At 45.3% G+C, this 23,910-nt stretch carries 23 protein-coding genes, 2 tRNA genes and 1 pseudogene; 3 read left to right on the forward strand and 23 right to left on the reverse strand.

Going from position 1 to position 23,910, the window contains the following annotated elements; all coding sequences use genetic code 11:
- Positions 1-297 precede the first annotated feature (297 nt).
- The 3 genes from BK126_RS04005 to BK126_RS04015 all read right to left on the reverse strand — a co-directional run bounded on the left by BK126_RS04005 (position 298) and on the right by BK126_RS04015 (position 1,811).
- Positions 298-370 (reverse strand) — tRNA-Lys (locus BK126_RS04005).
- Between the two features lie 95 nt (positions 371-465).
- Positions 466-1,446, reverse strand: coding sequence for a glycerophosphodiester phosphodiesterase family protein (locus BK126_RS04010; RefSeq protein ID WP_076311392.1), 981 nt, complete (start codon positions 1,444-1,446; stop codon positions 466-468).
- Positions 1,443-1,811, reverse strand: coding sequence for a winged helix-turn-helix transcriptional regulator (locus BK126_RS04015; protein WP_076311393.1), 369 nt, complete (start codon positions 1,809-1,811; stop codon positions 1,443-1,445). The genes BK126_RS04010 and BK126_RS04015 overlap by 4 nt, the downstream gene beginning before the upstream one ends.
- Positions 1,812-1,979: 168 nt before the next feature.
- Here BK126_RS04015 and BK126_RS04020 point away from each other — a divergent pair, with 168 nt between their 5' ends.
- Positions 1,980-2,570, forward strand: coding sequence for an NAD(P)H oxidoreductase (locus BK126_RS04020; RefSeq protein ID WP_076311394.1), 591 nt, complete (start codon positions 1,980-1,982; stop codon positions 2,568-2,570).
- A gap of 110 nt (positions 2,571-2,680) precedes the next feature.
- On the opposite strand, the gene BK126_RS04025 is transcribed toward BK126_RS04020, so the two are convergent.
- Together BK126_RS04025 and BK126_RS04030 are read right to left on the reverse strand one after the other, a co-directional pair.
- A tRNA-Ala gene (locus BK126_RS04025) sits at positions 2,681-2,753 on the reverse strand.
- Positions 2,754-2,871: 118 nt separating this feature from the next.
- Positions 2,872-3,297 carry a VOC family protein gene (locus BK126_RS04030; protein WP_076311395.1) on the reverse strand — a complete coding sequence of 142 codons (426 nt, stop codon included), beginning with the start codon at positions 3,295-3,297 and terminating at the stop codon, positions 2,872-2,874.
- Between the two features lie 230 nt (positions 3,298-3,527).
- Here BK126_RS04030 and BK126_RS04035 point away from each other — a divergent pair, with 230 nt between their 5' ends.
- Positions 3,528-4,253: a cupin domain-containing protein gene (locus BK126_RS04035; protein WP_076311396.1), complete on the forward strand. Its 726-nt coding sequence runs from the start codon at positions 3,528-3,530 to the stop codon at positions 4,251-4,253.
- A gap of 153 nt (positions 4,254-4,406) precedes the next feature.
- On the opposite strand, the gene nrdR is transcribed toward BK126_RS04035, so the two are convergent.
- Positions 4,407-4,874, reverse strand: a complete 468-nt coding sequence (nrdR, locus tag BK126_RS04040; protein ID WP_047909901.1) for a transcriptional regulator NrdR — start codon at positions 4,872-4,874, stop codon at positions 4,407-4,409.
- Between the two features lie 115 nt (positions 4,875-4,989).
- Between nrdR and BK126_RS04045 the strand changes: the two genes are divergently transcribed.
- The gene (locus BK126_RS04045) at positions 4,990-5,208 is read left to right on the forward strand and encodes an alpha/beta-type small acid-soluble spore protein (protein ID WP_047909902.1); all 219 of its coding nucleotides are present in this window, start codon (positions 4,990-4,992) and stop codon (positions 5,206-5,208) included.
- An 80-nt stretch (positions 5,209-5,288) separates the two neighbouring features.
- Here the strand turns inward: BK126_RS04045 and BK126_RS04050 are convergent, their stop codons facing one another.
- The 17 genes and pseudogenes from BK126_RS04050 to BK126_RS04130 all read right to left on the reverse strand — a co-directional run bounded on the left by BK126_RS04050 (position 5,289) and on the right by BK126_RS04130 (position 23,867).
- Positions 5,289-5,852: a lytic transglycosylase domain-containing protein gene (locus BK126_RS04050; RefSeq protein ID WP_076311397.1), complete on the reverse strand. Its 564-nt coding sequence runs from the start codon at positions 5,850-5,852 to the stop codon at positions 5,289-5,291.
- Positions 5,849-6,445, reverse strand: a complete 597-nt coding sequence (gene coaE / locus BK126_RS04055; RefSeq protein WP_076311398.1) for a dephospho-CoA kinase — start codon at positions 6,443-6,445, stop codon at positions 5,849-5,851. Before coaE ends, BK126_RS04050 begins: the two co-directional genes overlap by 4 nt.
- Before the next feature lie 10 nt (positions 6,446-6,455).
- Positions 6,456-7,139 carry a sporulation membrane protein YtaF gene (gene ytaF / locus BK126_RS04060; protein WP_076312534.1) on the reverse strand — a complete coding sequence of 228 codons (684 nt, stop codon included), beginning with the start codon at positions 7,137-7,139 and terminating at the stop codon, positions 6,456-6,458.
- Positions 7,140-7,311: 172 nt separating this feature from the next.
- Positions 7,312-8,142: pseudogene (mutM, locus tag BK126_RS04065) on the reverse strand (DNA-formamidopyrimidine glycosylase).
- Positions 8,143-8,205: 63 nt separating this feature from the next.
- Positions 8,206-10,866 carry a DNA polymerase I gene (gene polA, locus BK126_RS04070; RefSeq protein ID WP_076311399.1) on the reverse strand — a complete coding sequence of 887 codons (2,661 nt, stop codon included), beginning with the start codon at positions 10,864-10,866 and terminating at the stop codon, positions 8,206-8,208.
- A gap of 125 nt (positions 10,867-10,991) precedes the next feature.
- Positions 10,992-11,993, reverse strand: coding sequence for a Gfo/Idh/MocA family protein (locus tag BK126_RS04075; RefSeq protein ID WP_076311400.1), 1,002 nt, complete (start codon positions 11,991-11,993; stop codon positions 10,992-10,994).
- Positions 11,994-12,007: 14 nt separating this feature from the next.
- Positions 12,008-12,844 carry a carbohydrate ABC transporter permease gene (locus tag BK126_RS04080; protein WP_076311401.1) on the reverse strand — a complete coding sequence of 279 codons (837 nt, stop codon included), beginning with the start codon at positions 12,842-12,844 and terminating at the stop codon, positions 12,008-12,010.
- A 10-nt stretch (positions 12,845-12,854) separates the two neighbouring features.
- A complete protein-coding gene (locus BK126_RS04085) occupies positions 12,855-13,790 on the reverse strand; it encodes a carbohydrate ABC transporter permease (RefSeq protein ID WP_256209566.1) in 936 nt (311 codons plus the stop codon).
- Positions 13,791-13,859: 69 nt separating this feature from the next.
- On the reverse strand, positions 13,860-15,146 hold the full coding sequence (locus BK126_RS04090) for an ABC transporter substrate-binding protein (RefSeq protein WP_076311402.1): 1,287 nt from the start codon (positions 15,144-15,146) through the stop codon (positions 13,860-13,862).
- Between the two features lie 218 nt (positions 15,147-15,364).
- On the reverse strand, positions 15,365-16,489 hold the full coding sequence (locus BK126_RS04095) for a GntR family transcriptional regulator (RefSeq protein WP_076311403.1): 1,125 nt from the start codon (positions 16,487-16,489) through the stop codon (positions 15,365-15,367).
- A 133-nt stretch (positions 16,490-16,622) separates the two neighbouring features.
- Positions 16,623-18,218 (reverse strand): glycine betaine ABC transporter substrate-binding protein, encoded by a 1,596-nt coding sequence (locus BK126_RS30320; RefSeq protein ID WP_076311404.1) that lies wholly within the window; start codon positions 18,216-18,218, stop codon positions 16,623-16,625.
- 63 nt (positions 18,219-18,281) lie between these two features.
- Positions 18,282-18,956: an ABC transporter permease gene (locus tag BK126_RS04105; protein ID WP_076311405.1), complete on the reverse strand. Its 675-nt coding sequence runs from the start codon at positions 18,954-18,956 to the stop codon at positions 18,282-18,284.
- A complete protein-coding gene (locus BK126_RS04110; RefSeq protein ID WP_076311406.1) occupies positions 18,943-20,100 on the reverse strand; it encodes a betaine/proline/choline family ABC transporter ATP-binding protein in 1,158 nt (385 codons plus the stop codon). The genes BK126_RS04105 and BK126_RS04110 overlap by 14 nt, the downstream gene beginning before the upstream one ends.
- A 224-nt stretch (positions 20,101-20,324) precedes the next feature.
- A complete protein-coding gene (phoU, locus tag BK126_RS04115) occupies positions 20,325-20,984 on the reverse strand; it encodes a phosphate signaling complex protein PhoU (RefSeq protein WP_076311407.1) in 660 nt (219 codons plus the stop codon).
- Between the two features lie 50 nt (positions 20,985-21,034).
- Entirely contained in the window at positions 21,035-21,793 is a 759-nt protein-coding gene (gene pstB / locus BK126_RS04120) for a phosphate ABC transporter ATP-binding protein PstB (protein WP_076311408.1), read from the reverse strand.
- Between the two features lie 171 nt (positions 21,794-21,964).
- Positions 21,965-23,035, reverse strand: a complete 1,071-nt coding sequence (locus BK126_RS04125; RefSeq protein ID WP_076311409.1) for a methyl-accepting chemotaxis protein — start codon at positions 23,033-23,035, stop codon at positions 21,965-21,967.
- Between the two features lie 109 nt (positions 23,036-23,144).
- Positions 23,145-23,867, reverse strand: a complete 723-nt coding sequence (locus BK126_RS04130; RefSeq protein ID WP_076311410.1) for a response regulator transcription factor — start codon at positions 23,865-23,867, stop codon at positions 23,145-23,147.
- Positions 23,868-23,910 lie beyond the last annotated feature (43 nt).

Genomic DNA, 23,910 nt, shown 5'->3' on the forward strand with positions numbered 1-23,910 from the left:
TGTCTTATTCCTCCTGCACTTCATCCTGAAATAAGGGAAAAGATTAATTCATATTTACACATTACGAATGATAAGTTTGCTTTATTATAACCTTACGCCATCACTGCTAAGCAATATATATGACCTGAGCATCCCATTATGTACTGTCAGCCGCAATGACTATTGGGATACGAGAATTGGTGTAAGAGCAACATATAAACGCACGCGCAGAAAACTAAAGATACTCAAACACCATTTGATTATCTAGTATAAAACATAAAAAAACCCTTACTCGACGTAAGGGTTTAGTCAGATATATGGACTCTCAGGGACTCGAACCCTGGACCAATTGATTAAGAGTCAACTGCTCTACCAACTGAGCTAAGAGTCCGTAAGCTCATGCCGCTAAGGCAGTTGTTACATTCATGAATGTTAACAACTCAGTAAAATCTATTATAACAGATAATAAATAATAATCAAGCATTTTTATTTAAAAAGTGGAGCAATGCGATCAATACGGTTCGTCCATATACCTCCAGTATAATGATCCGGAAGTTTTTTAATATCCTCTAGTGTATCAAATCCTCCCGAAAAGTCACTTCCATCTCCCGCGACGATCATAATCCGTGTATCCGCTTGTTCCATCCGGCTCAGAAATTTGTCAGGCCACCCCCACAGCAGAGGTGCAATCTTATTCGGAATATGGAGCTGAGTATGCTCGCAGGCGGCAGGCATGTAACCGGTCCAGCCAACAGACAAATAAGACAGCAGACAACTTTTCATCGTGTCCTTCGACATCACCCGAAGCTCAGGTAACCTTTCCTTCAATGCGGCAATGGGCTCGTCACCTCCGTAAACCGCAAGCAGGTTTTGCTGCTGCTTAGGAAGCTTGGATAAATACGCTGCCAGAAGCTCTCCTTCTGCCGGATCACTGCTTTTGACATTAATTAATAACGCTTTATCCGGAAATTGCTCTAACACTTCTGTCATTGATGGCATCTGACCTATTCCCTTTCCCCGAAAAGGGTACGTCTGTCCTCCGTCAGCAGTATAACCATACCCAATATCGAGCTTCTTTAATTCAGCCATTGTATAATCTCGGGTAACTCCCTCCCCATCCGTTCGGCAGCCTATCGTCCAGTCATGAAATACTGCGAATTGATCATCCTTAGTGATGTGCACGTCAAATTCAACGATATCTGCCCCAGCTTGAAACGCAGCATTCATGGATGCGATCGTATTCTCCAAGTATGGATGCTCTGGCTGATGAATTCGCTCTGCCGTACAAGTATCATTCTCGATGCCTTCCATTGCAAAAGTTTGTGCAAGTCCACGATGTGCTAGAAGTATCGGCTCTCCGCTTCCCTGTTTTACGAACAGGGAACTATTATTCAAATAAATTAAGATAACGAGTGCGGCTAAGATCATAAAGGTTTTGCTTCTTATTATCTTCTTCAATCTATTCAGGCAGGATCCCCCTCCTTATCTCCGTTTGGATTCTTGTTTAAGTGAACACTAATATAGTGCTCGCCCCACTCACCCAGTTGGTCTAATATTGACTTCAATGATTTCCCTAATTCACTCATTTCGTAGACAACTTTCGGCGGTACTTGATTATATATCGTCCGAGTAATGAGTCCGTCATCCTCCAGTTCTCGAAGCACCTGGGTTAAAATTTTTTGAGATATATCTGGGATTTCCTTCCTAAACTCGCTCGATCTCATTGATCCGCAATTTAAATAACATAAGATCAACAGCTTCCATTTCCCTCCAATGACCTCCAAGGTCGCTTCTGCAGGGATATTATGGACTTGAGTCGATTGCTTCTTCATTATCCACAGTCCTTTAATACAATATAGTAGTTACCTTTCAGTGCCTATAGCACCTAATGGTTCTATAAAAACAAAAAAGTGCGTTATTCCTCTATTTTACATCGTACTGCATAATTAAAATATTATCATAGGAGAGTGTAATAAACATAGAATGGAAGGTGACAAATCGTGAAAGTATTGATCGTTGTATCCCACCCAAGGGTGGATTCCTTAACCTTTTCTGTTGCTCATAAATTCACGCAAGGTCTCATAGATGGAGGTCACGAAACGGAAGTGCTGGATCTGCATCGCAGCGGATTTAATCCCGTACTTGGAGAAGCAGATGAGCCAGATTGGTCGTCTGATCATAAGGTGTATTCGCCTGAAGTAGAAACAGAAATGGAACGTATGAAGAACCATGATGCTCTCGCATACATCTTCCCAGTTTGGTGGTATAGTTTACCGGCTATGCTCAAAGGATATATTGATCGGGTCTGGAACAATGGTTTTGCATACGGTTCAAATAAACTCCATCATAAACAAGTACTCTGGCTTGGTCTAGCAGCAGATTCGAAGGAAGGAATGGAGAAGAGACAATACGAGAAAATGATGAACCAGCAACTGAACATCGCAATAGCTGGTTACTGTGGAATTTTAAATAGCAGGGTTGAAATTCTATATAATACCTTGGATTCTAACTCGGAAACCCAAGAGAGACTGCTTACGCAAGCTTATCATTTAGGACTGAATTATGACAAAGCAAGAACGAGCCCGCTCTAATCCCTTTGGAATGTCCAATTCTTGAACCCACCCACCGAGAGTGTCACCCTGTGACTGCGTAAAGGAAAAAATCCGCAATCCCATATCGGATTGCGGATTTTCTACGGTTATGGAGCCTAGGGGGATCGAACCCCTGACCTCATCGCTGCCAGCGATGCGCTCTCCCAGCTGAGCTAAGGCCCCGCCAAATTAAATACATACAAGACACATATGAAATCATTCATCTTGTACACAAAAAGTAGTGTAACATAACTCGGTATATTTAGGCAATATGTCACCCTACTTTTTATTTTCATCGTTATCAACTCTCTCTTACATCCCAAGCAGGATTCCAGACCACTTCCCACAAGTGACCATCCGGATCCATGAAGTGCCCGGAATAGCCTCCCCAGAACGTTTCATGTGCAGGATCACAGATCGTGGCCCCGGCTTGACGTGCCTGCTCCATTATAGAATCCACCTCATCCTTGCTGCCCACATTATGTCCAATCGTCATTTCAGTCGAGCTAGGAGGAGCTAGCGGCACTTTAGCTTCAAAAGAAAGGTCCCTTCGATCCCAAATTGCCAGCTTCATCCCACCTTGCAATTCAAAAAAGGCAACCGCTCCGTGTTCAAATTCCTTGCCTATGATCCCCTCAGTGGGAAATCCGAGTCCGTCCCTATAAAATTCAAGCGATCTCTCCAGATCATTCACTCCAAGCGTTAGTACGGTTATATAAGGTTTCATAACGAATGCTCTCCTCTACAGTATACATTGCCTTTTTTACTTCTTCCTAAAGTACCCAAACTCCTTTTTTTTACTTCTTCCTAAAGTACCCAAACTCCTTGTTGATAAGAATGCTGAAGTGTTCACATATATACGAATGAATTCTCAACTGAAACTCTAGGCACCAACCTATGCTAAGCTGAATAACTTAACTCGTGGATTATAATATCGAAGTGGAGGAATGAATAGCAATGGCAGTGTCTTACATGGATTTTACTTCCCCGGATGTGCAATTTTTTGATGATGTCAATAAAAACCGGTTCTTTACCAAAGACAGTGGTAACTACATTAATGTTCTTGGCCGAACACAACTGAATACACTGGGTAATGCCTCTCTGCTGGATATTACGCTCACTAGAGGAAATGTCGTTGAGCCTCACGTTCATCAGAATGCTTCCGAACTCGTCTATGTTGTTTCGGGAGAAGCGATTGTATCTTTTGTTAATCCTTTTACCAAAGAAGTTCTTAACTTTACGGCTAAACCTGGACAATCGGTATTAGTGCCTCAAGGATGGATTCACTGGGAAGTCGCATCACAGGACAATACAAAAATCATTGCCATTTTTGATGCGCCGGAACCGCTATTTATTGGAATATCTGATTTCCTGCGCCTAGCGCCAACGAACACGATTGCCCATACTTATTGTCTGGATGAAGCCATGCTGAAACAAACTTTGGCTCCCATCAAGGATACGACCGTCATTGGCCCTCCTGCAGACTGCAACAAGTACCATCAGCCGCAAACGGGAGTTCAGGGTACTTCCTACAACAACCACATGATGGCTCCGCAAGGATATCAAGGTCATATGATGCAAGGTCCTCAAAGTATGCAAGACGCTAACGTTTATCAAGGCCATATGAAAAAGGAAGGCTATTCCCGGCAAGTGATCGGCAATGGACAACGTCAAAATTACTAAGAAGTAATTTGATAAATACGTTGTATAAGACTTACATCAATCCCTTTAAAATAAAAGCCTTCGGAGCTCATAATAATGAGTCTGAAGGCTTTTATTTTAGTTGCTTGAATTGTTGCTTATTTTTCACCTGATTCATTATCATAGCTTTACGATCTAGTCTTCGTTTACACCCTTAGACAACAGCGTCTTTAATTCCTTCATAAACATGTTGATGTCTTTAAATTGTCTATAGACCGAAGCAAAACGGACGTAAGCAACCTCATCCACAGGATATAGCTGCTCCATGACGAGCTCCCCGATCTCCCGACTCTCCACTTCGGCAACCGCTGTATTACGTAGAGACTTCTCTACTTCTGACACAATCGAATCAAGCTGCTCCACGGAAACAGGTCTCTTCTCACAGGCACGAATCAATCCTCGCAGCAATTTCTCTCTGCTGAATTCCTCTCTGCTTCCATCCTTCTTGATTACGATCAAAGGTGTCTCTTCAATCGTTTCAAAGGTTGTAAATCTTCGATTACACTTCTCGCATTCTCTGCGCCGGCGTATGGATTTGTTCTCATTGGCTGGGCGAGAATCAAGCACCTTGGTACCGCTATATGTACAGTACGGACACTTCAAGCTCACTCACCTCCTTAATTGTATATAGTTACCAATCATTTTTTAAAATAAAATGTTATGAAAATTCGAGTTGCGAGACATAATACTTTTACCAACCCGCAAGGAGGTGAAAGCAATGGCACAAGGTAATAACTCCAACAACCTGGTAGTATCTAAAGCACACGGAGCTCTCGAACAAATGAAGTACGAGGTAGCTCAAGAGCTTGGAATCAGCATCCCACAAGATGGTTACCAAGGTAACATGACATCTTATGAGAACGGTTCTATCGGTGGTTACATCACTAAACGTCTTGTAACAATCGGTGAACAACAACTAGCTGGACAATTTCACTAATTAGATTTCATTAGAAGTATTGGGCGCGGCTTAATCAGATTAAGCCTGTCCAATGCTTCTTTTGCTATTCACAATGGAATTTAAAATTCCTTATAAATGTCCTTATACTGATTATAATAATAAACGACCCGCTGAACATAGTGTCTCGTCTCACCGATCGGAATTTCCCCAATGGTGTCCAGATGACCGTCCCATTTGCCTTCCTTGATCCAGCTTCCTACATTTCCTTGGCCCGCATTGTATGCAGCAATCGCTGCGATGGGATTGCCTTCGAAATGGTCTGACAGATAATCAAGATACCAGGTTCCCATCTGGATGTTGGCATCCGGTTCATGCTTCAGCTCATCGAGTGTAACATTGTCCAGCCTTGCTGTTTCCAGAATCCAATTAGCTGTGTCGGGCATGAGCTGCATTAAGCCGATCGCACCTTTTTTGGACTCCCTGCTCAGCTTGTAGTTGGATTCTACTCGAATGATGGAAGCGACCAAAAATGGATCCACCTCATAGTTCGCTGAATGGGTGCGAATTTGTTCTTTATAATGGATAGGATAGAACCATGACATCCAGTTCGTATTTAAAAATAGCAGCAGTACAAAGGCAATAAAAAGGACGAGCAGGCTTCTTTTTTTGCGTAGTAGCTTCATGACAAGCCTTTGTCATGCCAAAACTTGATTATTTGCGCCTTCGTTTCTTCCACTGTTCCGCTGTTGTCGATCACAATATCGGCTCTTCGCTTCTTCTCCTCGATATCCATCTGTGCATTCAATCGGCTCAGAGCATCCGCTTCGCTGATTCCATCCCTTTCCATCAGTCGCTTCAGCTGAATTTCAGCGGGTACATAGACCACCATCACCTGATCAAATTGCTCTGACAGTCCAGACTCATAGAGTAATGGGATATCGGAAACAACCAGCTTATCAGGCTGTTCCTGCTCAAACATCCGCATACGTTCCTGCATCTCTAGCCGAATGGCAGGATGCGTAATGTCATTGAGTGCCTTTAATTCGGCAGCATTCCCAAATACGATTTCTCCCAGTTTTTTTCGATGCAGCGTTCCATCCTCATTCAGAACAGCTTGTCCAAATCTTTCAATCACAGCAGCGAGCACGGGGTGCCCGGGAAGCATCACTTCCCGGGCAATTTGATCGGCATCAATAAGAATGGCTCCGAGGCTCACAAGATACCTGGAAACACTGCTCTTCCCCGTAGCAATTCCGCCTGTAAGTCCTATATTCATGTGTTTCACCTCAAATCAGCTTCAATAGACCCATAATAATCAACATCACGGCCGGGAGAGCAGTGAATGAACGAATCCAGCTTGCACTTGCAAACCGAAAGCCTGCTCTTAACCCTAACACAAGAAATGTACCACTGAAAAGTGCGATCATCACAGATGTCAGCAGGGGCGGCAGTCCAAGCAAGGCTGCTCCAAGCCCTGCTCCAAATGCATCTAGTGACAGGGCAATACCTAACCACATCGCTTCATATCCCGAAATACTGCCAGAGTCGTCCATATCTGCAGCTGAAGGTTTCTTTAAGATTTGAATGACGATGCCCCACTTCTGGATTTCCAGTAAAAACACCGTCTTCTTCGATTCCTTCATTATATGCTGCTCGTCTTCATCCCATTCTTGCTCCTCTGTAACAGGCGCGCCGTTTACAGTCTCCTCCTGCCCTGGCTGCGCTGATGCCCTCAGTGATTGAATAAGCGACCACGCACCCATGCCAATAAGAATAATAGCCCCTATATATGAAGCAACATCAGGAGATACGAGGTGCGACAGCAGCACACCGAGCTGCATCGACAGTCCAATCACAAGACCCGAGCATACCGATATAATGACGATGGACAGCCAAGGTATTTTCATTTTTCGAAGACCATATGTAATACCTATACCAAATCCATCCAGGCTTAATGCAAAGGCGAGCATTAGCAAAGTTAATAAATGAGGCACCCTCCATTCCTCCCGTCCGGCTCAAGTTACATCTACCCTTCTTTCTAATTTAAAGGTAGCGAATGTTTGCCTTAACTGCGTTGCCCTAGCAGTATATGGGAACCTGGTCTAAAGGGTGCCTATTCATGCATTTGCTCTCTATGACATGCTAAACAAGAACCTGACACTTAGGACAGGTATGAGTACCGCGTCCTCCGACGACACTCTTGACAATGATCGTACCGCACTCCGTACAAGGCTCGTCTTTTCTTCCATAGATCTTAAGCTGATGCTGGAACATCCCCATTTCACCCTATCCGTTAACATAGGACTTGATGGATGAGCCTCCGGCTTGCACCGCTTCAAGAAGTGTATCAATAATGGACTGATGCAACAAAGCGAGCTGCTCTTCACGAAGGGTATTTGCTGGCTGCTCAGGATGTATTCCTGCCCTGAACAATGCCTCATCTACATAGATATTTCCAATTCCGACCACATACTCCTGGTTAAGCAGCGCAATCTTGATCTTCGTCGTTCTTGCTCCGATGACCTTGATAAAAGACTCAAGTGTAAAAGCCTCATCAAGCGGCTCCAGACCAAGCTTCATAAGTGGTTTATTCGCCAGATCCTCGCCGATCTTGAACAGATGCATGGTGCCAAACTGTCTTACATCCTTGTAACGGAGCTCTGTCCCATCTGAGAAGTGGAACACAACATGGGTATGCTTCTCAAGCGGATCACCCTCTTGATACATCCCATAACGGCCCTCCATTCGCAAATGAGAAACAAGCACGAGGCCGTCAAGCATAATACGCAGGAATTTACCTCTGCGCTCTACCCCTTGAATCGTGTGGCCTGCTAGCTCCATGGCAAAAGCTTCAATGTCATCCGGCCGCTGAATAATACGCGGCAGATGTACGGTAACGCGATCTATATACTTTCCGACAATGAGTGTATTTAATGTTCTTCTGACGGTTTCTACTTCCGGAAGTTCCGGCATGATGTCTTCACCTCACGTACCATTATACCGGAAGTTTGTACGGACTTGTAACCTAAAATTAGATTACTTCGCCTCGTACCAGTTTCTTCCGTAGCTAACCTCTGCCTTGAGCGGAACCGACAGCTCGAGCGCTTGCTCCATCACTTCCGGAACGAGCTTCTTCATCGTTTCCAGTTCCTCTTCAGGGACTTCAAATACAAGTTCGTCATGCACCTGAAGCAGCATCCGGCTCTGCAGTCCCTGCTTGGCAAGAGCAGCATCCATCTGAACCATGGCAAGCTTGATGATATCTGCAGCTGTACCCTGAATTGGTGTATTCATTGCAGTCCGTTCTGCAAAGGAGCGAAGGTTAAAGTTGCTTGCGTTGATCTCAGGCAGATACCGGCGCCGACCCATCAGAGTCGTTACGTAGCCGTCTTTTCTTGCTTCTTTTACAATATCATCCATGAACCTGCGAACGCCCTGGAATACGGCAAAATATTGTTCAATAAATTGTGCTGCTTCTTTGCGTGTAATATTTAGATTTTGTGACAGGCCGTAATCACTGATTCCGTACACGATACCAAAATTGACGGCTTTGGCAGAACGTCTCATATTACTGTCTACAGCATCCTTGTCCACCCCGAATACATCCATGGCCGTCTTCGTATGAATATCCATGTCATGCACAAAAGCTTCCTTGAGCCGCTCATCGTCCGAAATATGAGCCAGAACCCTCAGTTCAATCTGCGAGTAATCGGCAGCAAGAATGTACCAGTTCTCCTCCGAAGGTGCAAATACTTTACGAATCTTCCGTCCTTCTTCAAGACGAATCGGAATGTTCTGCAGATTCGGATACTGACTGCTCAGCCTTCCTGTAGCCGCGATGGTCTGACGATAATAGGTATGGACTTTGCTGGTCTCTGGAGAAATTTCTTTAAGAAGTCCCTCAATATATGTGGATTGCAGCTTGGCAATCGTACGGTATTCCAATATATACTGCACAATATCATGATAGGGAGCCAGCTTCTCCAGCACGTCTGCCCCCGTCGAGTAACCGGTCTTCGTCTTCTTGATTACTGGCAGTCCCAATTTATCGAATAGTACCTCGCCCAATTGCTTCGGCGAGTTCAGATTAAATTCTGTACCTGCAATTTCGTAGATCTTCTCCACCAAGCCCCGGATCGTCTTCTCGAACTCTGATCCCAGCTCCTTCAGATCGTTGATATTGGCCTTAATACCCTGCTTCTCCATGTCAGCCAGTATTCTAGACAGCGGCATTTCCAAATCGTAGAACAACGCATGCATGCCTGTCTCCTCCAGATCCTTCTGTTGAAGCGGGATGATCCCCAGCAGTGAGGCTGTCTTGCGGGACAAGTGATCGGCCAGGACCTCCATATCAGGCACCTTATACTTCGCTCCCTTACCCAGCACTTCGTCATCGGAAGCAAGCCGCGGCAGTGCATATTTGGCAGCAAGTCCTGTCAGGGTCTGATCGCTGTCGGTCGGATCAAGCAGATATCCTGCTAAGTGAGCATCAAAGGCAGCTCCGGCAAATTCAATACCACTTGCATGAAGTGCAAGATCTACCCGGTGCAGATCATAACCATGCTTCGGCTGATGCGTATCAGCAAACCATTCTTTGATTTGGACACAAGCATCCGATTTCAATATTTCAGGTGTAAGGAAGTAATAACGCTCCTGGGCGTAGATCACGATTCCAATAATATCTGCATGATGAGGGTTGTCCCCATGTGCTTCTACGTGAACAACCTTCACTTCTTCCAGCGCCGAGACGAGCTCCTGGGCGTTGTCTTCATTTACAATGACCACGTCCAGTTGAACAGCCTCCGGAGCGTCTTCTAAATCGTCATTCACCCGGTTCGCAGTAAAGGATAAGCGTTCCAGCAAGGATTTAAATTCGAGCTTACCCAGAGCAGGGGCTGCTGATTCTTCCTTCAGTCCATCGAATGCCATGTCATCCCAGGATTGATCCAGCGGAACCTCTCGATAGATTGTAGCCAGCTTCTTACTGAGCCTAGCATCGTCCGCATGGGTTTCAATCTTCTCCTTCATTTTCCCTTTCAGCTCACTGGTATGTTCAAGAACAGCCTCAACCGAACCGAATTGATGCAGGAGCTTCAGCGCAGTCTTCTCTCCAACGCCCGGAATCCCAGGAATATTATCTGAAGCATCGCCCATCAGACCTTTCAGATCAATAATTTGCAGCGGAGTAAGTCCATATTTCTCTTCAATCTCTTTCGGACCATAGGCTTTGATCTCAGAAACGCCTTTTCGAGTCAGAGCAATATTGACATGCTCAGAAGCAAGCTGCAGCATATCCTTATCTCCGGTAACGACCAGCACTTCGCGTCCTGCTTCATCCGCACGTTTGGTCAAGGTACCGATAATATCATCCGCTTCATATCCTTCGAGTTCAAACTGAGCAATGCCAAAAGCCTTCAGCAAGTCCTTCAGCACAGGGAATTGTTCGGACAGCTCAGGGGGCGTCTTCTGTCGACCGCCTTTATACTCCTCGTACCCTTCATGACGGAACGTCACCTTGCCTGCATCAAAAGCAACCATCATATGAGTCGGCTTATGCTCCTCCAGCAGTCTTAACAGCATCGTCGTGAATCCATACACTGCATTCGTATGTAGACCGCTCGAATTCGTCAGCGGCGGCATTGCAAAAAACGCCCGATAAATAATGCTGTTACCATCTATTAAAATAAACTTCTCCATTAGACACCTCACACTGTGTTTTTGCTGTTTATATGATAACACAAGGGAACGGCTGTTCCAAAAAAAACAAGCAACCAGACTACGCAATAACGTCTCTGATTACTTGTTTTTTTGTGAAAAACCGTTTATTCAATAGATACAGGTGTCAGAATTCCTTTTCCAGCGCTGCTGATCATGGCAGCCTCCGTCACTTTTGCAATGTAAAGCCCACTCTCAGCGGGTGCAGAAGCGATCTCTCTTCTTCCAAGCAGCAGTTCAACGAAATCATGATTAGGATTACTAGATTCCGGCCATCGCTCTGGAGGTACCTCCCGAACTTCCGGTTCGCCGTCTAAAGCTTCATAGAGCCTGCCATTCCGAAAAAGCAGTGAACCTTGATCTCCATGTATGGATAAGTCCTCCTGCCACTTAATGCTTGCGCTGCCTACAACATGGAACGAGCCAATGGCTCCTCCCTCAAACTGAATGGTGACTGCTGAATCAATGTCGACTTCGGTTTGCCTGGTGTCGATCACCGCTGAGACCTGCAGCGGCCGCAATCCGGTAATCCACAATACAGCATCAAGCAAGTGACTGCCGGAATCGTTCAGCTGACCACCGCAGGATAAAGCCAGGCTCTGCCGCCAGGTGCCTCTCTGATCTACCAGCCAGCTCTGAGCCTGATATGCACTCACAAATTGAATGCGGCCCAACCTTCCGTCCGATACGCATTGCTTCATATACATATAAGGACCTAATAAATGACGTTGATATGCTACGGCAAGATGCTTGCCGCTGGCTGCCGCATGCGAAATAATTGCCTCTGCATTTGCTGCGCCATCTACAAAAGGCTTTTCCATGAGTACATGCAGTCCTGCCGTAAGGCAATCCATTCCCTGCTCATAATGCATTCGATGGGGAGATACGATGACGGCCGCATCCAGCTTCTCCTTTGCTAGTGCATCTTTATAGTCTGTATAAACACCTGCCTTCTCTAATTCGGGAAAATCAGCCTTAGCACCATCTAGTGCAGCCGTACTGGGATCTGCGAGCGCCGCAATTTCTGCTTCGGGAAGCTGTAGGATTCGGCGTATATGCTCTCTTCCCATCCCCCCGACTCCGATCATTAAAAAACGAATTTTGTCCATTCGCTATATTCCCCCTATCCCTTAATTCCACTGAAGGTAATCCCTTGTATAAATGTTTTCTGCAGGAAGAAAAACAATATAATAATCGGTGCTGTCATAATGGTCGATACCGCCATCATAAGTCCCCATTCCGTCCCTTTCTGACTTTGGAACTGCTGCAATCCAAGCGATAAAGTATATGACTCCGGATTGGTCAGATACAGCAGCGGTCCCATGAAATCCGTCCAGCTCGCCATGAACTGAAACAAGCCGACTGCCAGCACAGCGGATTTGGCCAAAGGCAGCATAATCTGCCAGTAAATCCGAAAATCCCCGGCCCCATCGATTCTCGCAGCATCCTTCAGCTCGTTAGGTAATCCCATAAAAAATTGCCGCAGCAAAAAGATATAGAATGGAACTCCGAAAAAAGCAGGCACAATTAACGGAAGCAGCGTACCAATCCAGTTCAGCTTATCGAACAAGAGAAACAGCGGAATCATCGTAACCTGACCAGGAATCATCATCACGGCTATGGTGATGAGAAATAAAGTCTTGCTGCCTCTCCACTGCAGCTTGGCGAAGCTGTAAGCAACCAGCGGCGAAGTTAAGACTACGCCCAGCGTACTGAAGCCGGTAATAATCAATGTGTTTTTCAAATAGGTAAAGAAGGGAATGTAGGTCATGGCATCCACATAATTGCTCCACATGAAGGGCTTCGGAATCCATTCCGGCGGGAAAGTGAACACCTGTTCCAGCGGCTTCAGTGAAGTAGACACCATCCAGATAAACGGGGCCAGAAAGAATACAGCTGCAATAAGCAGAAAGAGATGGGCGCTGATTCGTTTTACATTACGTACTGTTTTGGCTGTCATATCCATCCCCCTATTCGCCTTGATAGTGAACCCATTTTTTGGATGAACCAAAGATTATGGCTGTAAGCACCATCACAATAATAAACAAGATCCAGGCCATCGCTGATGCATATCCCATCTTGAAGAACTTGAATCCATTATCATACAGGTACATTACATAAAATTTCATGGAATCAGCTGGCGTTCCCTGACCATTCGTTAGTGTGTAGGGCAGCGTAAACTGCTGAAACGCATTGATTACACCCATGACCAGATTATAGAAAATAACGGGGGTGAGGAGTGGCAGTGTCACACTCTTCACCTTGCTGAACCAGCCGGCTCCATCAATCTCAGCAGCCTCATAATAGTCACTTGAAATATCATTCAGGCCTGCCAGATAGATCACAACGGATTGACCGATCCCCCACAGAGACATCAGGATCAGCGACGGTTTGGACCAGGTCTCCGATCCGAGCCATGCCGGGCCTTGTATCCCCATCCCGTCCAGAATACCGTTGACAAGACCAAATCCAGGATTAAGCAGCCACATCCAGAGTACAGCCATCGCGACAGCCGGAACCAGTGTTGGCAGGAAGAAGATCGTGCGGTAAACTGCCATTCCTCTAATCTTCATATTGAGCAGCATGGCTAAGGCCACACCAAAGAATATACTGAGCGGAACAAAAAACACGACAAAGTAAATGGTATTGTTGATGGATGTCCAGAACACAGAGTCCTTCATGAGAGATGCATAATTTTGGAAGCCTACAAATTCACCAGGCTGCAGGATGCTGTATGTGGTTAAGCTGAAATATAGAGATGAGACCAGTGGTGCCCCAAAGAACACGAGAAGTCCGATAACCCACGGTGAAGCGAACAGCCAGCCATATATATTGTCTCTATGGAGCCTGCGGCCCTTTTGTCTCATATTCACATGCTCTGTGCGGATCGGTTCCGATTTAATCAAGATTTACGCCTCCTGTTCAACTAGAGTGAAGTGAGGAATGATAGGTGTGCAGCAGCGTACGAACCTAAATTATTCATTCAATGCTTTGGATACATTATCGGTAACCTTCTTCAACAGTTCTTCTGGCGTTCCTTTGCCGCGTGTTGCCAGATCGACTGCGGATGCAAGCTCGTTCCAATACAGAGAGCCTTGTGTCATAACCGGACGGGCATGCGAGACGGGAAGCACATCAATAAATTCCTTGAAGATCGGATCCTCCTTATACCCAAGCTGTTCATTCACTTTATCCTTGATTGAAAAATCTCCACTGATTCTGCTGAAGATTTCTTGACCCTTCTCACCGGATAAAAATTTCATGAATTCCCACGCTGCATCCTGATTTTTCGAACCCTTCGGCATGACGGTCGCCCATCCTCCGGACCAGGTCGTGTGATTCTCACCTGTAGGGGTTGGCATCGGAAACACACCATATTTCAAATCAGGGTTGAACTTCTTGGCCTGAGACACGGTCCATGGCCCTGATACTTGCATGCTCAATTGTCCGGTAAAGAATGGGTCCATCGTTGAGGTCCCTTGAGAGCTTGTAAAAGAGGCGATATCTTCAATGTTATATTTTTTAGCGTAATCCACCATCCAGGTAAGGGCTTCAATATTCTTCGGATGGTCTGCAGTTACATTCCCGTCCTCATCAAGGAATTCGCCCCCAAATGCCCATCCCCAGCCATAGAACCATCCCTGCCCGTACCAAGGGATAAAGCCAATCTGCTTAAACCGGTTGCCTTCTTTGATCGTCAGCTTCTCAGCTACCGCCTCCAGCTCCTCGATGGTCTTCGGCGTCACTTCAGGATCTAGCCCCGCTTGTTCAAAATGCTCCTTGTTATAAAACACAAGTCGTGCATCGGTCGACGTCGGCATCGCATAAAGCTTGCCATCAAAGCTTGCTTCTTCCCAGGCAAAAGGGTAGAATCCATCCTCGGTAATCTGATCCCTTGCCGCAAATTCGGTTAAATCCGTCAGTGAGCCTTGGTTCGCCCAAGTAGCGACTTCAAATCGGTCAAAGTAAGCTACATCTGGAGCATTTCCACCGGCGACCGCAGCAAGCAGCTTCTCGTTCTTCCCTTCACCCTGCTGGGCGATATAGACAGAATTCACCTTGATGTCCGTATGCTCTGCTTCAAACGCCTTGATCACTTCTGCTATGGCGTCCCCCGTCAACTCTGTCATCGAATGCCAAAAAGTAATTGTTGTCTTTCCTTCTTGATCTGCTGATCCCCCGTCTGCTTCCCCACCTGCACATCCTGACAATACCGTGCTGAATAACAGAACAAGCAAGCTCAAGCTCCTCTTTATAGCCATTCTTCTGACACCGCCTTTACCATATTTGGTTCAGATAACTGTAAGCGCTTACTACCATTCATAAAAAAATAAGACCAGTAAGTTAGTATGTAATGTATATATCAACTTAAGTCATCTGTAAACAGTACAATATCAGACCTTGCTCCATTTTGCAATATTAAGAATAAATATATTTTTATTCCAAAATGGAGCCAAGCAAAAAAAAGAAAGAGCGGCTCTTATGTAGAGCGCCCTTCCTTAAATTCAAATCCGAGCAAGGTCAGCTTCGGAACTTCCTTATTCTCAATTTGTGCGAACAGCAATTCGACTGCCGTCCTGCCCATCTTCTCTTCATACTGCCGGATATGCGTAAATCTTGGCCTGTTCAAGTGATCATACGGATCATCCGGGCAATCGAAGCAGACGATCGAGCAATCCTCTGGAACACGTAAGCCCATGGATTCCAGCAGCTTGTAGAGAATAATTGCAATCTCATACTCAGCACATACAAAAGCCGTAATTTGAGGATGCTCCTCAAGCAGCTTTTTCATCAGCCTATACTCTCCTGAATGAGTATCACTCGATTTGCACGAGTAACCGCTCGGAATGTCTGTTATCAAATAATCGGAACACAGCCTTGTCCCGCTGGCCAAGAAGGCTTGCTGGAAACCAGCCAGCCGATCTTCAAGCGTTGAAGTTCGATTAGGATCCGGCGATATAAAAGCGATATGCTTATGTCCTGTCTCCAGTAAGTGAGCAGCGAGCTTATAGGCTGCGGTTTTGTTGTCCGTATGTACTGTACAGGCCTGTATCCCTTTCAAATTTCGATCCACCACTACGACAGGAAATTCATCCAGAATCATCTTGAGCAGCCGCTGATTGTACTCTCTGCTGTCTGCAGGGAATACAATAATGCCGTCCACCTGAAGATCTAATAGAGCATCAATCGCCGCTTCTTCCTCTTCTACAGAGTGATTGCTCCGCTTGATAACGAGGGAACCGCCGAGCTCAGCAATGGTCTTCTCAACCGCATACTGCAGCAATAATCCATAACCATCCGTATAGCTCGGAAAAATCGCTCCAATCAAACGGTCACATTTTGTTGACTCCTTCCCATCTCTGCCTGAAACGTCTTCGTTAACTAGAGCATTGGAGACGTTGACATACGATCCTTTACCGCGAATTCTTACAATAACTCCTTCTTCAGCGAGCTGGTCCAGTGCTTTTTTGGCTGTAATTCGACTGACCTGGTATTGATCTGTTAATTCTTTCTCTGAAGGAACCTGATCGCCAGGCTGCAGTCGGCCGGTGTCGATTTCATTTAGAAGAGATGTAATAATTTGTTGATATAAAGGTTGGTTCATACACATTTCCTTCCAAAAATTTATAATATACCAACTATATCAACTTAGGTTTACAGCGTCAATTTTGTTTATTACACGAAAAAGCCCGTCACATGAGTAGTGTGACGGACCTATATTCGATCTCAGGTGTATCCTAAGACTTAGCAACTTTAAAACGATTCGACAATCTTCCGAGAATGATATCCGCAAGAATGGCCAGCAATGCGGCGGGGATAGCCCCTGCCAGGATCTTGATATTGTGACGCTGGTTCAGACCTGCATAAATTTCACGGCCAAGTCCATCTCCACCAATAAGCGGTGCAAGCGTTGCAACACCAATCGCAATGACCGCTGCTACACGTAAACCAGCCATCAGGAATGGCAGGGATAGCGGCATTTCTACCTTCCACAGCAACTGAAGCGGACTCATCCCCATCCCTTTACCCGCATCCTTAATGCCTGCATTGACTTCGGAAAGGCCAACGTAGGTATTACGAACAACCGGGTTTAAGCTGTACAGGAACAACCCGACAACCACGGTTGCATTGCCTAATCCAACAAGCACCATTAGAAGTGCAAGCAGTGCCAAGCTAGGTAGCACCTGAATAATATTCGTGATGAACATGATTACACGTCCCGTTCTCTGATAACGCGCACTTATAATTCCTAGCGGGATCCCAATTACAAGGGCAAGCCCCAGTCCGCAGAGTACCATTACAATGTGTACCCATGTCATATTCCATAGGTAGGATGCATTCTCTGTTAAGTAATATCCAAACTTCTGCAGTGGAGGTGCATCCGGGTTCATTACGGACGCAGGAAGCTTGGATTCATCAAGCAGCCCTTGGTCCACCAAATACATTAGAGCCACATTTTTCGGCTCCATTTTGTTAACATCCACCTGATAATTGAGATCCGTCATTGTGTCGGCATCAATCGTGCCAATCAATAAGGATAGTGTTTCATCGAGTTCTGGGTATTCGGCCAGCAGCTCTTTTTTCACGACAGTCGATGCATCAAAGGGCGGGAAGAATTGCTTGTCGTCCTCCAGTGTAACGAGATTAAATTCCTTCAGACCCGGGTCTGTGGTGTAAGCAAGTACGACATCTACAATCTTATCCGCTACCGCTTGATATACGAGCGAGATTTCCATCGGCGAAGTCGATGCGAAGGTATAACCATATTCCTTCGTAAAGGCCGGATAACCGTCAGCAGGACGTTCCAGCCAGGTTGTATCCACACCGATACTCATATTCCCTGCGTGCTCTTTGAGATCGGACATTGTACTTAAACCATATTGTTCAGCTACCTCTGGTCTTACAGCCAAGGTATACGTATTTTCGAATCCAAGCGGATCATACCACTTCAAGTTATACAATTCATCAAAACCATCCTGTGCCTGTCTCAGCACTGCTGCCCGATCCTTGGTGTCTTCGATTTCAAAATACCCGTTAAATATTTCCCCTGAGTACAGTGTACCCATGTCCACTTCGCCCTGGGCGATGGAACGGAGAACGACACTGGAGGCAGCCAGGTCCGTCTTAATATCTACACTTAGATCGGTTCGATCTTCAATCAAGGCCTTATACATCTCAGCAAGTATCTTCGTTTCCGTAAATGTCTGGGTTCCGATCGTTACATCTGCTGCGGCAGCCTTGCTTGGAACGCTTACTGAAAATAGCGTAATCACCAAGACCAGCGTGAACAGCGAGCGTATCGTTTTAGACCATTTCTGATTTAATACTTTCATATTTCCATATCTCCCTCTTTCTTCATGGCTTTGAAGTGTGAACAACCTGCTGATGAAGCGTTATTACGCATTTGCTCTGGCACTATTCTTTTTCGGGGTGAATGCTTTCTCGACAAGGCTTAACACGAGGTCAGCCAGCAATGCGAAAAGAATGGCCGAAATGGCACCTGCTACGATCAGCTCCGTCTTATTCACGCCTAGACCTGACACAATTAATTGGCCAAGGCCACCGGCTCCAACAAGGCCTGCAAGGGTGGTCCAACTGATAATATAAACGGTCGTAATTCGGATTCCTGACATGATGTATGGAACGGCTAAAGGAAGCTCGATTTGGAACAAGCTTTGAAGTCGGCTATAGCCCATTCCCTTAGATGCGTCCCGGAGTGCTGGATCTACAGACTGTAAACCTGCGTAAGTGTTCCGCAGTAACGGCAGCAAGGAGTATAGAAACAACGCAATGACCGCGGGTGTCATCCCAATGCCGAAGAGCGGAATCATCAGCGCCAGCAGCGCCAGACTCGGTATGGTCTGAAATAGATTTGCCACGCTAAACACAATCGAGTTGACCCATTTGATCTCACTTCTTGAGATCATAATTGCGACCGGAATGGCGACCACGATCCCAAGCAGTGTTGCAATCAGCGCAATGAGTGCATGCTGTCCTGCAGCACTGAGAATATCAGGGTAACGTTCACCTACAAATACAAAGAAATTCGCTATGGCATCAAAGATTTGCATTGGCATCTGCCTCCTCTGTATCCGGAGTATACACATCCGCCAGAAGTCTAACCACACTACCCCTTGTAATAAGACCTAGGAACTGCCCATGTTCATCCACCACAGGGAGATTGGATAAATGATGCTCATTCAGAATCGCCAGCGCGGTCGTAACCGAAGTTCCACGCTGTACCACATGCTCTACAGGAGTCATAATATCCGCAATCTTCTTATCTTCCTCACGATAATGCTTGATTAACTGGTAGATCGTAACTGTACCGAGGAGACGCTTGGATTTGTCGACAATAACGAGGGAATCAACCTTGCGTCTTTGAAGGATCGTTACCGATTCAGCAATTCCCCGGGTTGGGAAAGCGGTAGCAGGATTATCAATCATGACCTCCTCAACATTCGGGAAGTCACTTTCACTATTTGAGATCATCCGATTCTTACCAATGAAGCTCTCGACAAAAGGACTCGCCGGGTGACGCAAGATTTGGTCCGGTGTCCCGACCTGTTCAATCTGACCATCCTTCATAAGCACGATGGTATCCGCAAGCTTAATCGCCTCGTCCATATCATGCGTTACGAACACAATCGTCTTCTTGACCTCTGTTTGCAGTCTGATGAGTTCATCCTGGAGCTCTTCTCTACTGATCGGGTCCAGAGCGCTGAACGGTTCGTCTAAGAGAATAATGTCCGGGTCTGCGGCAAGGGCACGAATGACCCCAATTCGCTGCTGTTGACCTCCGCTGAGCTCTGAAGGATAACGATTTCCAAAGGTCTCAGGACTGAGCCTAACCTGGTTCATCAGTTCATTTACTCGGTTATCGATTTTTTCCTTATCCCATTTCTGAAGACGAGGTACAACGCCTACATTTTTCGCTATTGTCATATTTGGGAACAGACCTACACTCTGAATGACATAGCCAATCTTCCGCCTAAGCTCAACCGCATCCATCTTGGAAATATCATCGCCATTGATTAGAATCTGTCCGTGTGAAGGTACATTCAATCGGTTAATCATTCGCATCGTCGTTGTTTTCCCACATCCGGACGGTCCGATAAACACCGTTATTTCGCCTCGCTTAATCTCAAGGTTTATTCCCTTTAATGCCTCGAAACCATCATCGTACACTTTCTTAACACCTTTGAATTCAATCACAAATACGTTCCCCCTATTTAGAATTACTCACCTTATTCATTGTCACGCAAATAACAAAAAGAGCCGTTGTATAACGGGCTCAGGTTTTAACCGCTATATCCATTTGCTTGGTGAGTTGCTTAAGCGACAAAGTATTATTACCCAATTTTGAGCATAAAAAAACAGATTTATCCGAAAAAGTTGAAAAAACTTTTTTTTCGGTATAAATCTGTTTTCTCTGTTCCTTATTGATTCAGGTCTGGACGCTTGCCGGTAACCAAATATACGGTGCTTTCGCCGATATTCGTTGCATGATCACCAATTCGCTCGATATATCTTCCTACAAGCATCAGCAGCATCACTTGGGAAGCATCTTGAGGATGATCAGCCATATAGCTGTACAGATCGGTAATAATCCGACTGTACAATTGATCTACGCCATCATCTCTTTTAGCCATTTGATAAGCCAAATCTGAATTCTCTTCAAGATAAGATTGAATGGATTCGTCGATCATCACTTTCACGATATCTGCCATTTGAGGGATATCAATCAGCGGTTTAATTAGCTCCTGACCTTCTAGACGTAAAGTCACTTTTGCAACGTCCAGTGCCAGGTCACCCATTCTTTCAAGATCACTTGAAATTTTAAAGGCAACGATAATTCTGCGAAGGTCCTTCGCTACAGGCTGCTGAGTAATAATCAATTTAGTACCGATATCCATGATGCGTTCTTCCATGGCGTTCAGTTTAACGTCTTCACTTACTACCTTTTGTGCCAGCCCTTGATCCGAGGTTTTCAAGCTTGTTATAGAATCAACTAATGCCTTATTTACGTGCTCTGCCATTTGAAGCAGCAAATCACGGAGTTCATTCAATTCACGATCAAAACTTTTTCTACGAATCATACTGCAGTTCCTCCCTTGGATGAGTCAAGCTAAGCTGGTACAAATATTACTTAACCAAAACGCCCTGATACGTAATCTTCTGTTCTAGAATCCTGCGGGTTAGAGAAGATTTCATTCGTATCTTGCGCTTCAATCACTTCCCCATTGAGGAAAAATACAGTTTTGCCCGATACGCGTGCCGCCTGGTGCATATTGTGCGTTACCATCACGATGGTGTATTTCTCTTGGAGCTCCTGCACCAGCTCTTCAATCTTGAGTGTCGAGATAGGATCAAGCGCGGAAGTCGCTTCATCCATCAAGAGCACTTCCGGCTGAACCGCAAGTGCTCTCGCAATACAGAGACGCTGCTGCTGGCCACCGGATAGAGAGAGGGCCGATCTCTTGAGATAATCCTTCACTTCATCCCATAAGGCTGCTTGTCTCAAGCTCTGTTCTACAAGCTCATCAAGGACCTTCTTGTCTGTCGTCCCATGAAGTCGAGGGCCATAAGCGATGTTGTCATAAATCGATTTAGGAAATGGATTGGGCTGCTGAAATACCATCCCTACCTGTTTACGAAGGTTCTCTACAGGCAGATCCTCACCATATATATTTTGGCCATCGAGCTCAACGATTCCTTCAATACGGGTTCCTGTAATCATATCGTTCATACGATTTAACGTACGCAGAAGCGTTGATTTACCACATCCCGATGGACCAATGAAAGCCGTAACGGTGTTTTTTGGAATATCCAAATTTACATTTTTTAAAGCATGAAAGGATTCGTAGTACAAGTTTAAATTCTTTATATCAATCATGGTAGTGTTCATCCGTATGCTATCTCCTTTACTGCCTAACAAAATAAGAAATACAAATAATCATTAATCTATATAGTCGTCAGAAACTGCTTCATTGTATCAAATTATTGTTAAGGCTGTATAAACAATTGTTAACGCTATGTAAAATATAGTCTCACTTACGTCTATCACCTTACTAACTAATCATTCAGCAGCAAGCGATGTGAGCGTTTTGTGGACCATCTCTGTTACATGAGCAGCATCGGATATTGAAGCCAGAATCTCCTCACTCGTACGAGACATTTCCCTCGTCGTAGATTGAACAGAATTATAAGCTTCATTACCAAGAGCAATATCTTCAGAGCTTGAGGCGATTTCAGCTGCGCTTTCTTTTGCAATAAGAGCGGTCAGATGTATTTTGTCTCTGATGAGGTTTAATAATTCAGTGATTTGATCGGCTAGCGTTCCTGTCTGACCCGACAGCTTCCTCACCTCATCTGCAATTACGCGAAAAGATCTGCCATATTCCTTAGCATGAGCCGCCTCAATGGATGCGTTAATCGCCAGCAAATGACTGCTCTCTGCGAGCTCGCGAATGGAAGAAGTAAGATTAGATATATCGCTGACCTTAACCATCTGTTCTTCGGCTTGTGAGCGCTGAGCCTTCGTCTGTTCCAGAACCGAACGATAGGATTCCTGAATGTGTCCAAGGGAAACACTGCCCTTCTCTGTTAGCTGGGTTAATTGTGCAATACCCTCTGTATTTTTCAGTACAGCCTGTCTTACTTTTTGAACGGCCGTATCCACCTCATGCAATTTGGATTGACTGTGCTCGATGACCTCTGTTCGTGACTTTTTTGCAATCTTTTGTATATCTCTTGACATATTCATTAAGTCGCGAACCGTAAGCACACCCACGTAACGCCCTTCTTCATGCATAATGACACAATGATAAAAAGATTCGTCCTCCCGGTCTACTGCCCGATCTACAATCTCTTCGGCAGACAGCCCGGTGCTTAATATTAATGGATGCTCTGCCATAAAGGATACAACGGATCTGTGATCATACAGTTCAGCAGCAAATCGGTTCGCATACTTTTGAAACACGGTATCCCGCATAATCAGTCCTACGATCGAATCATTCTGATCTCCAATGACAACACAAGAGAGCGTTTCATCCTGCTTCATCATCGCAAACAATGACTTACCTGTCATATCTTGCGGTACCATCGGCATTTGACGGCAATAGGCCACAGCTTCCAGATCTTTTTTCATCGTAACTACCCCTTTAGAATTAGTTCTAAAGGCTCATTTTATATACATGTGATGAAGGATGATCTTGTATTTTGTAAAGGGAATGTAAAATTAAATGTTGTGATTTATTTTATTGATGCACTTTTTTCTTCCCAGCAACAAGCTTGTACCCTACTCCGCGAATCGAATCAATATGCACTGTCTCAGGGTCCAGTTCCAGCTTCTTGCGAAGAGAACTCACATGGACATCCACCGTACGCTGCCCCCCAATATAATCAAACCCCCATACTGCATTCATCAAATCATCACGAGTAAGGACTACGCCGGGCTTTTTGGCCAGATATAACAGCACCTCAAACTCTTTTGGACGCAAATTAATGGATTGCCCGCTCAGCAGCACTTCATATTTCTCCGGATAGATCTCGAGCTCACCAAGAACAATACGAGAGTCATCTTCCTTCTCGACGGGGCGTGTCTCTTCAACACCAGTAACTCTTCTGAGCACGGCATCTACACGAGCTAATAGCTCGGATACACCAAATGGCTTCGTTATATAATCATCGGCTCCGAGCTTAAGGCCCTGAACGACTTCATTCTCACCGTTCTTGGCCGTCAGAATAATAACGGGTGTCTTCACACCCGAGGATCTTAATTTACTGAGTATCTCTAATCCGTTCATCCCTGGCAGCATTAAATCAAGCAGTATGAGATCAAATTCTTGTGAAGAAGCTCTATTGTAACCAGAGGAACCATGATCCTCCACGGTCACGTCATGGCCCTCTTGGGTAAGATTGTAGGAAAGCAATCTAGCAAGTGTAGGTTCATCTTCTATAACAAGCAATCGTTGTGGCATCGTATATCCCCTGCTTTCTTTATGTTAAATCTGCTCATATCAT

It is taken from the genome of Paenibacillus sp. FSL H7-0326 (genome assembly GCF_001955535.1).
GTDB lineage: Bacteria > Bacillota > Bacilli > Paenibacillales > Paenibacillaceae > Paenibacillus > Paenibacillus shunpengii.

Bases quoted from the DNA above. Each gene is read 5' to 3' on its own strand.
- BK126_RS04035 (WP_076311396.1), top strand. From the start codon at position 3,528: ATGGCAGTGTCTTACATGGATTTTACTTCCCCGGATGTGCAATTTTTT.
- BK126_RS04095 (WP_076311403.1), bottom strand. From the start codon at position 16,489: ATGAACCAACCTTTATATCAACAAATTATTACATCTCTTCTAAATGAA.
- pstB (WP_076311408.1), bottom strand. From the start codon at position 21,793: ATGAACACTACCATGATTGATATAAAGAATTTAAACTTGTACTACGAA.
- ytaF (WP_076312534.1), bottom strand. From the start codon at position 7,139: ATGCTCGCCTTTGCATTAAGCCTGGATGGATTTGGTATAGGTATTACA.
- BK126_RS04130 (WP_076311410.1), bottom strand. From the start codon at position 23,867: ATGCCACAACGATTGCTTGTTATAGAAGATGAACCTACACTTGCTAGA.
- BK126_RS04075 (WP_076311400.1), bottom strand. From the start codon at position 11,993: ATGGACAAAATTCGTTTTTTAATGATCGGAGTCGGGGGGATGGGAAGA.
- BK126_RS04050 (WP_076311397.1), bottom strand. From the start codon at position 5,852: ATGAAGCTACTACGCAAAAAAAGAAGCCTGCTCGTCCTTTTTATTGCC.
- BK126_RS04045 (WP_047909902.1), top strand. From the start codon at position 4,990: ATGGCACAAGGTAATAACTCCAACAACCTGGTAGTATCTAAAGCACAC.
- polA (WP_076311399.1), bottom strand. From the start codon at position 10,866: ATGGAGAAGTTTATTTTAATAGATGGTAACAGCATTATTTATCGGGCG.
- phoU (WP_076311407.1), bottom strand. From the start codon at position 20,984: ATGATTCGTAGAAAAAGTTTTGATCGTGAATTGAATGAACTCCGTGAT.
- BK126_RS04030 (WP_076311395.1), bottom strand. From the start codon at position 3,297: ATGAAACCTTATATAACCGTACTAACGCTTGGAGTGAATGATCTGGAG.
- BK126_RS04015 (WP_076311393.1), bottom strand. From the start codon at position 1,811: ATGAAGAAGCAATCGACTCAAGTCCATAATATCCCTGCAGAAGCGACC.
- BK126_RS04090 (WP_076311402.1), bottom strand. From the start codon at position 15,146: ATGGCTATAAAGAGGAGCTTGAGCTTGCTTGTTCTGTTATTCAGCACG.
- BK126_RS04105 (WP_076311405.1), bottom strand. From the start codon at position 18,956: ATGCAAATCTTTGATGCCATAGCGAATTTCTTTGTATTTGTAGGTGAA.
- BK126_RS30320 (WP_076311404.1), bottom strand. From the start codon at position 18,218: ATGAAAGTATTAAATCAGAAATGGTCTAAAACGATACGCTCGCTGTTC.
- BK126_RS04125 (WP_076311409.1), bottom strand. From the start codon at position 23,035: ATGAAAAAAGATCTGGAAGCTGTGGCCTATTGCCGTCAAATGCCGATG.
- BK126_RS04080 (WP_076311401.1), bottom strand. From the start codon at position 12,844: ATGACAGCCAAAACAGTACGTAATGTAAAACGAATCAGCGCCCATCTC.
- coaE (WP_076311398.1), bottom strand. From the start codon at position 6,445: ATGAATATAGGACTTACAGGCGGAATTGCTACGGGGAAGAGCAGTGTT.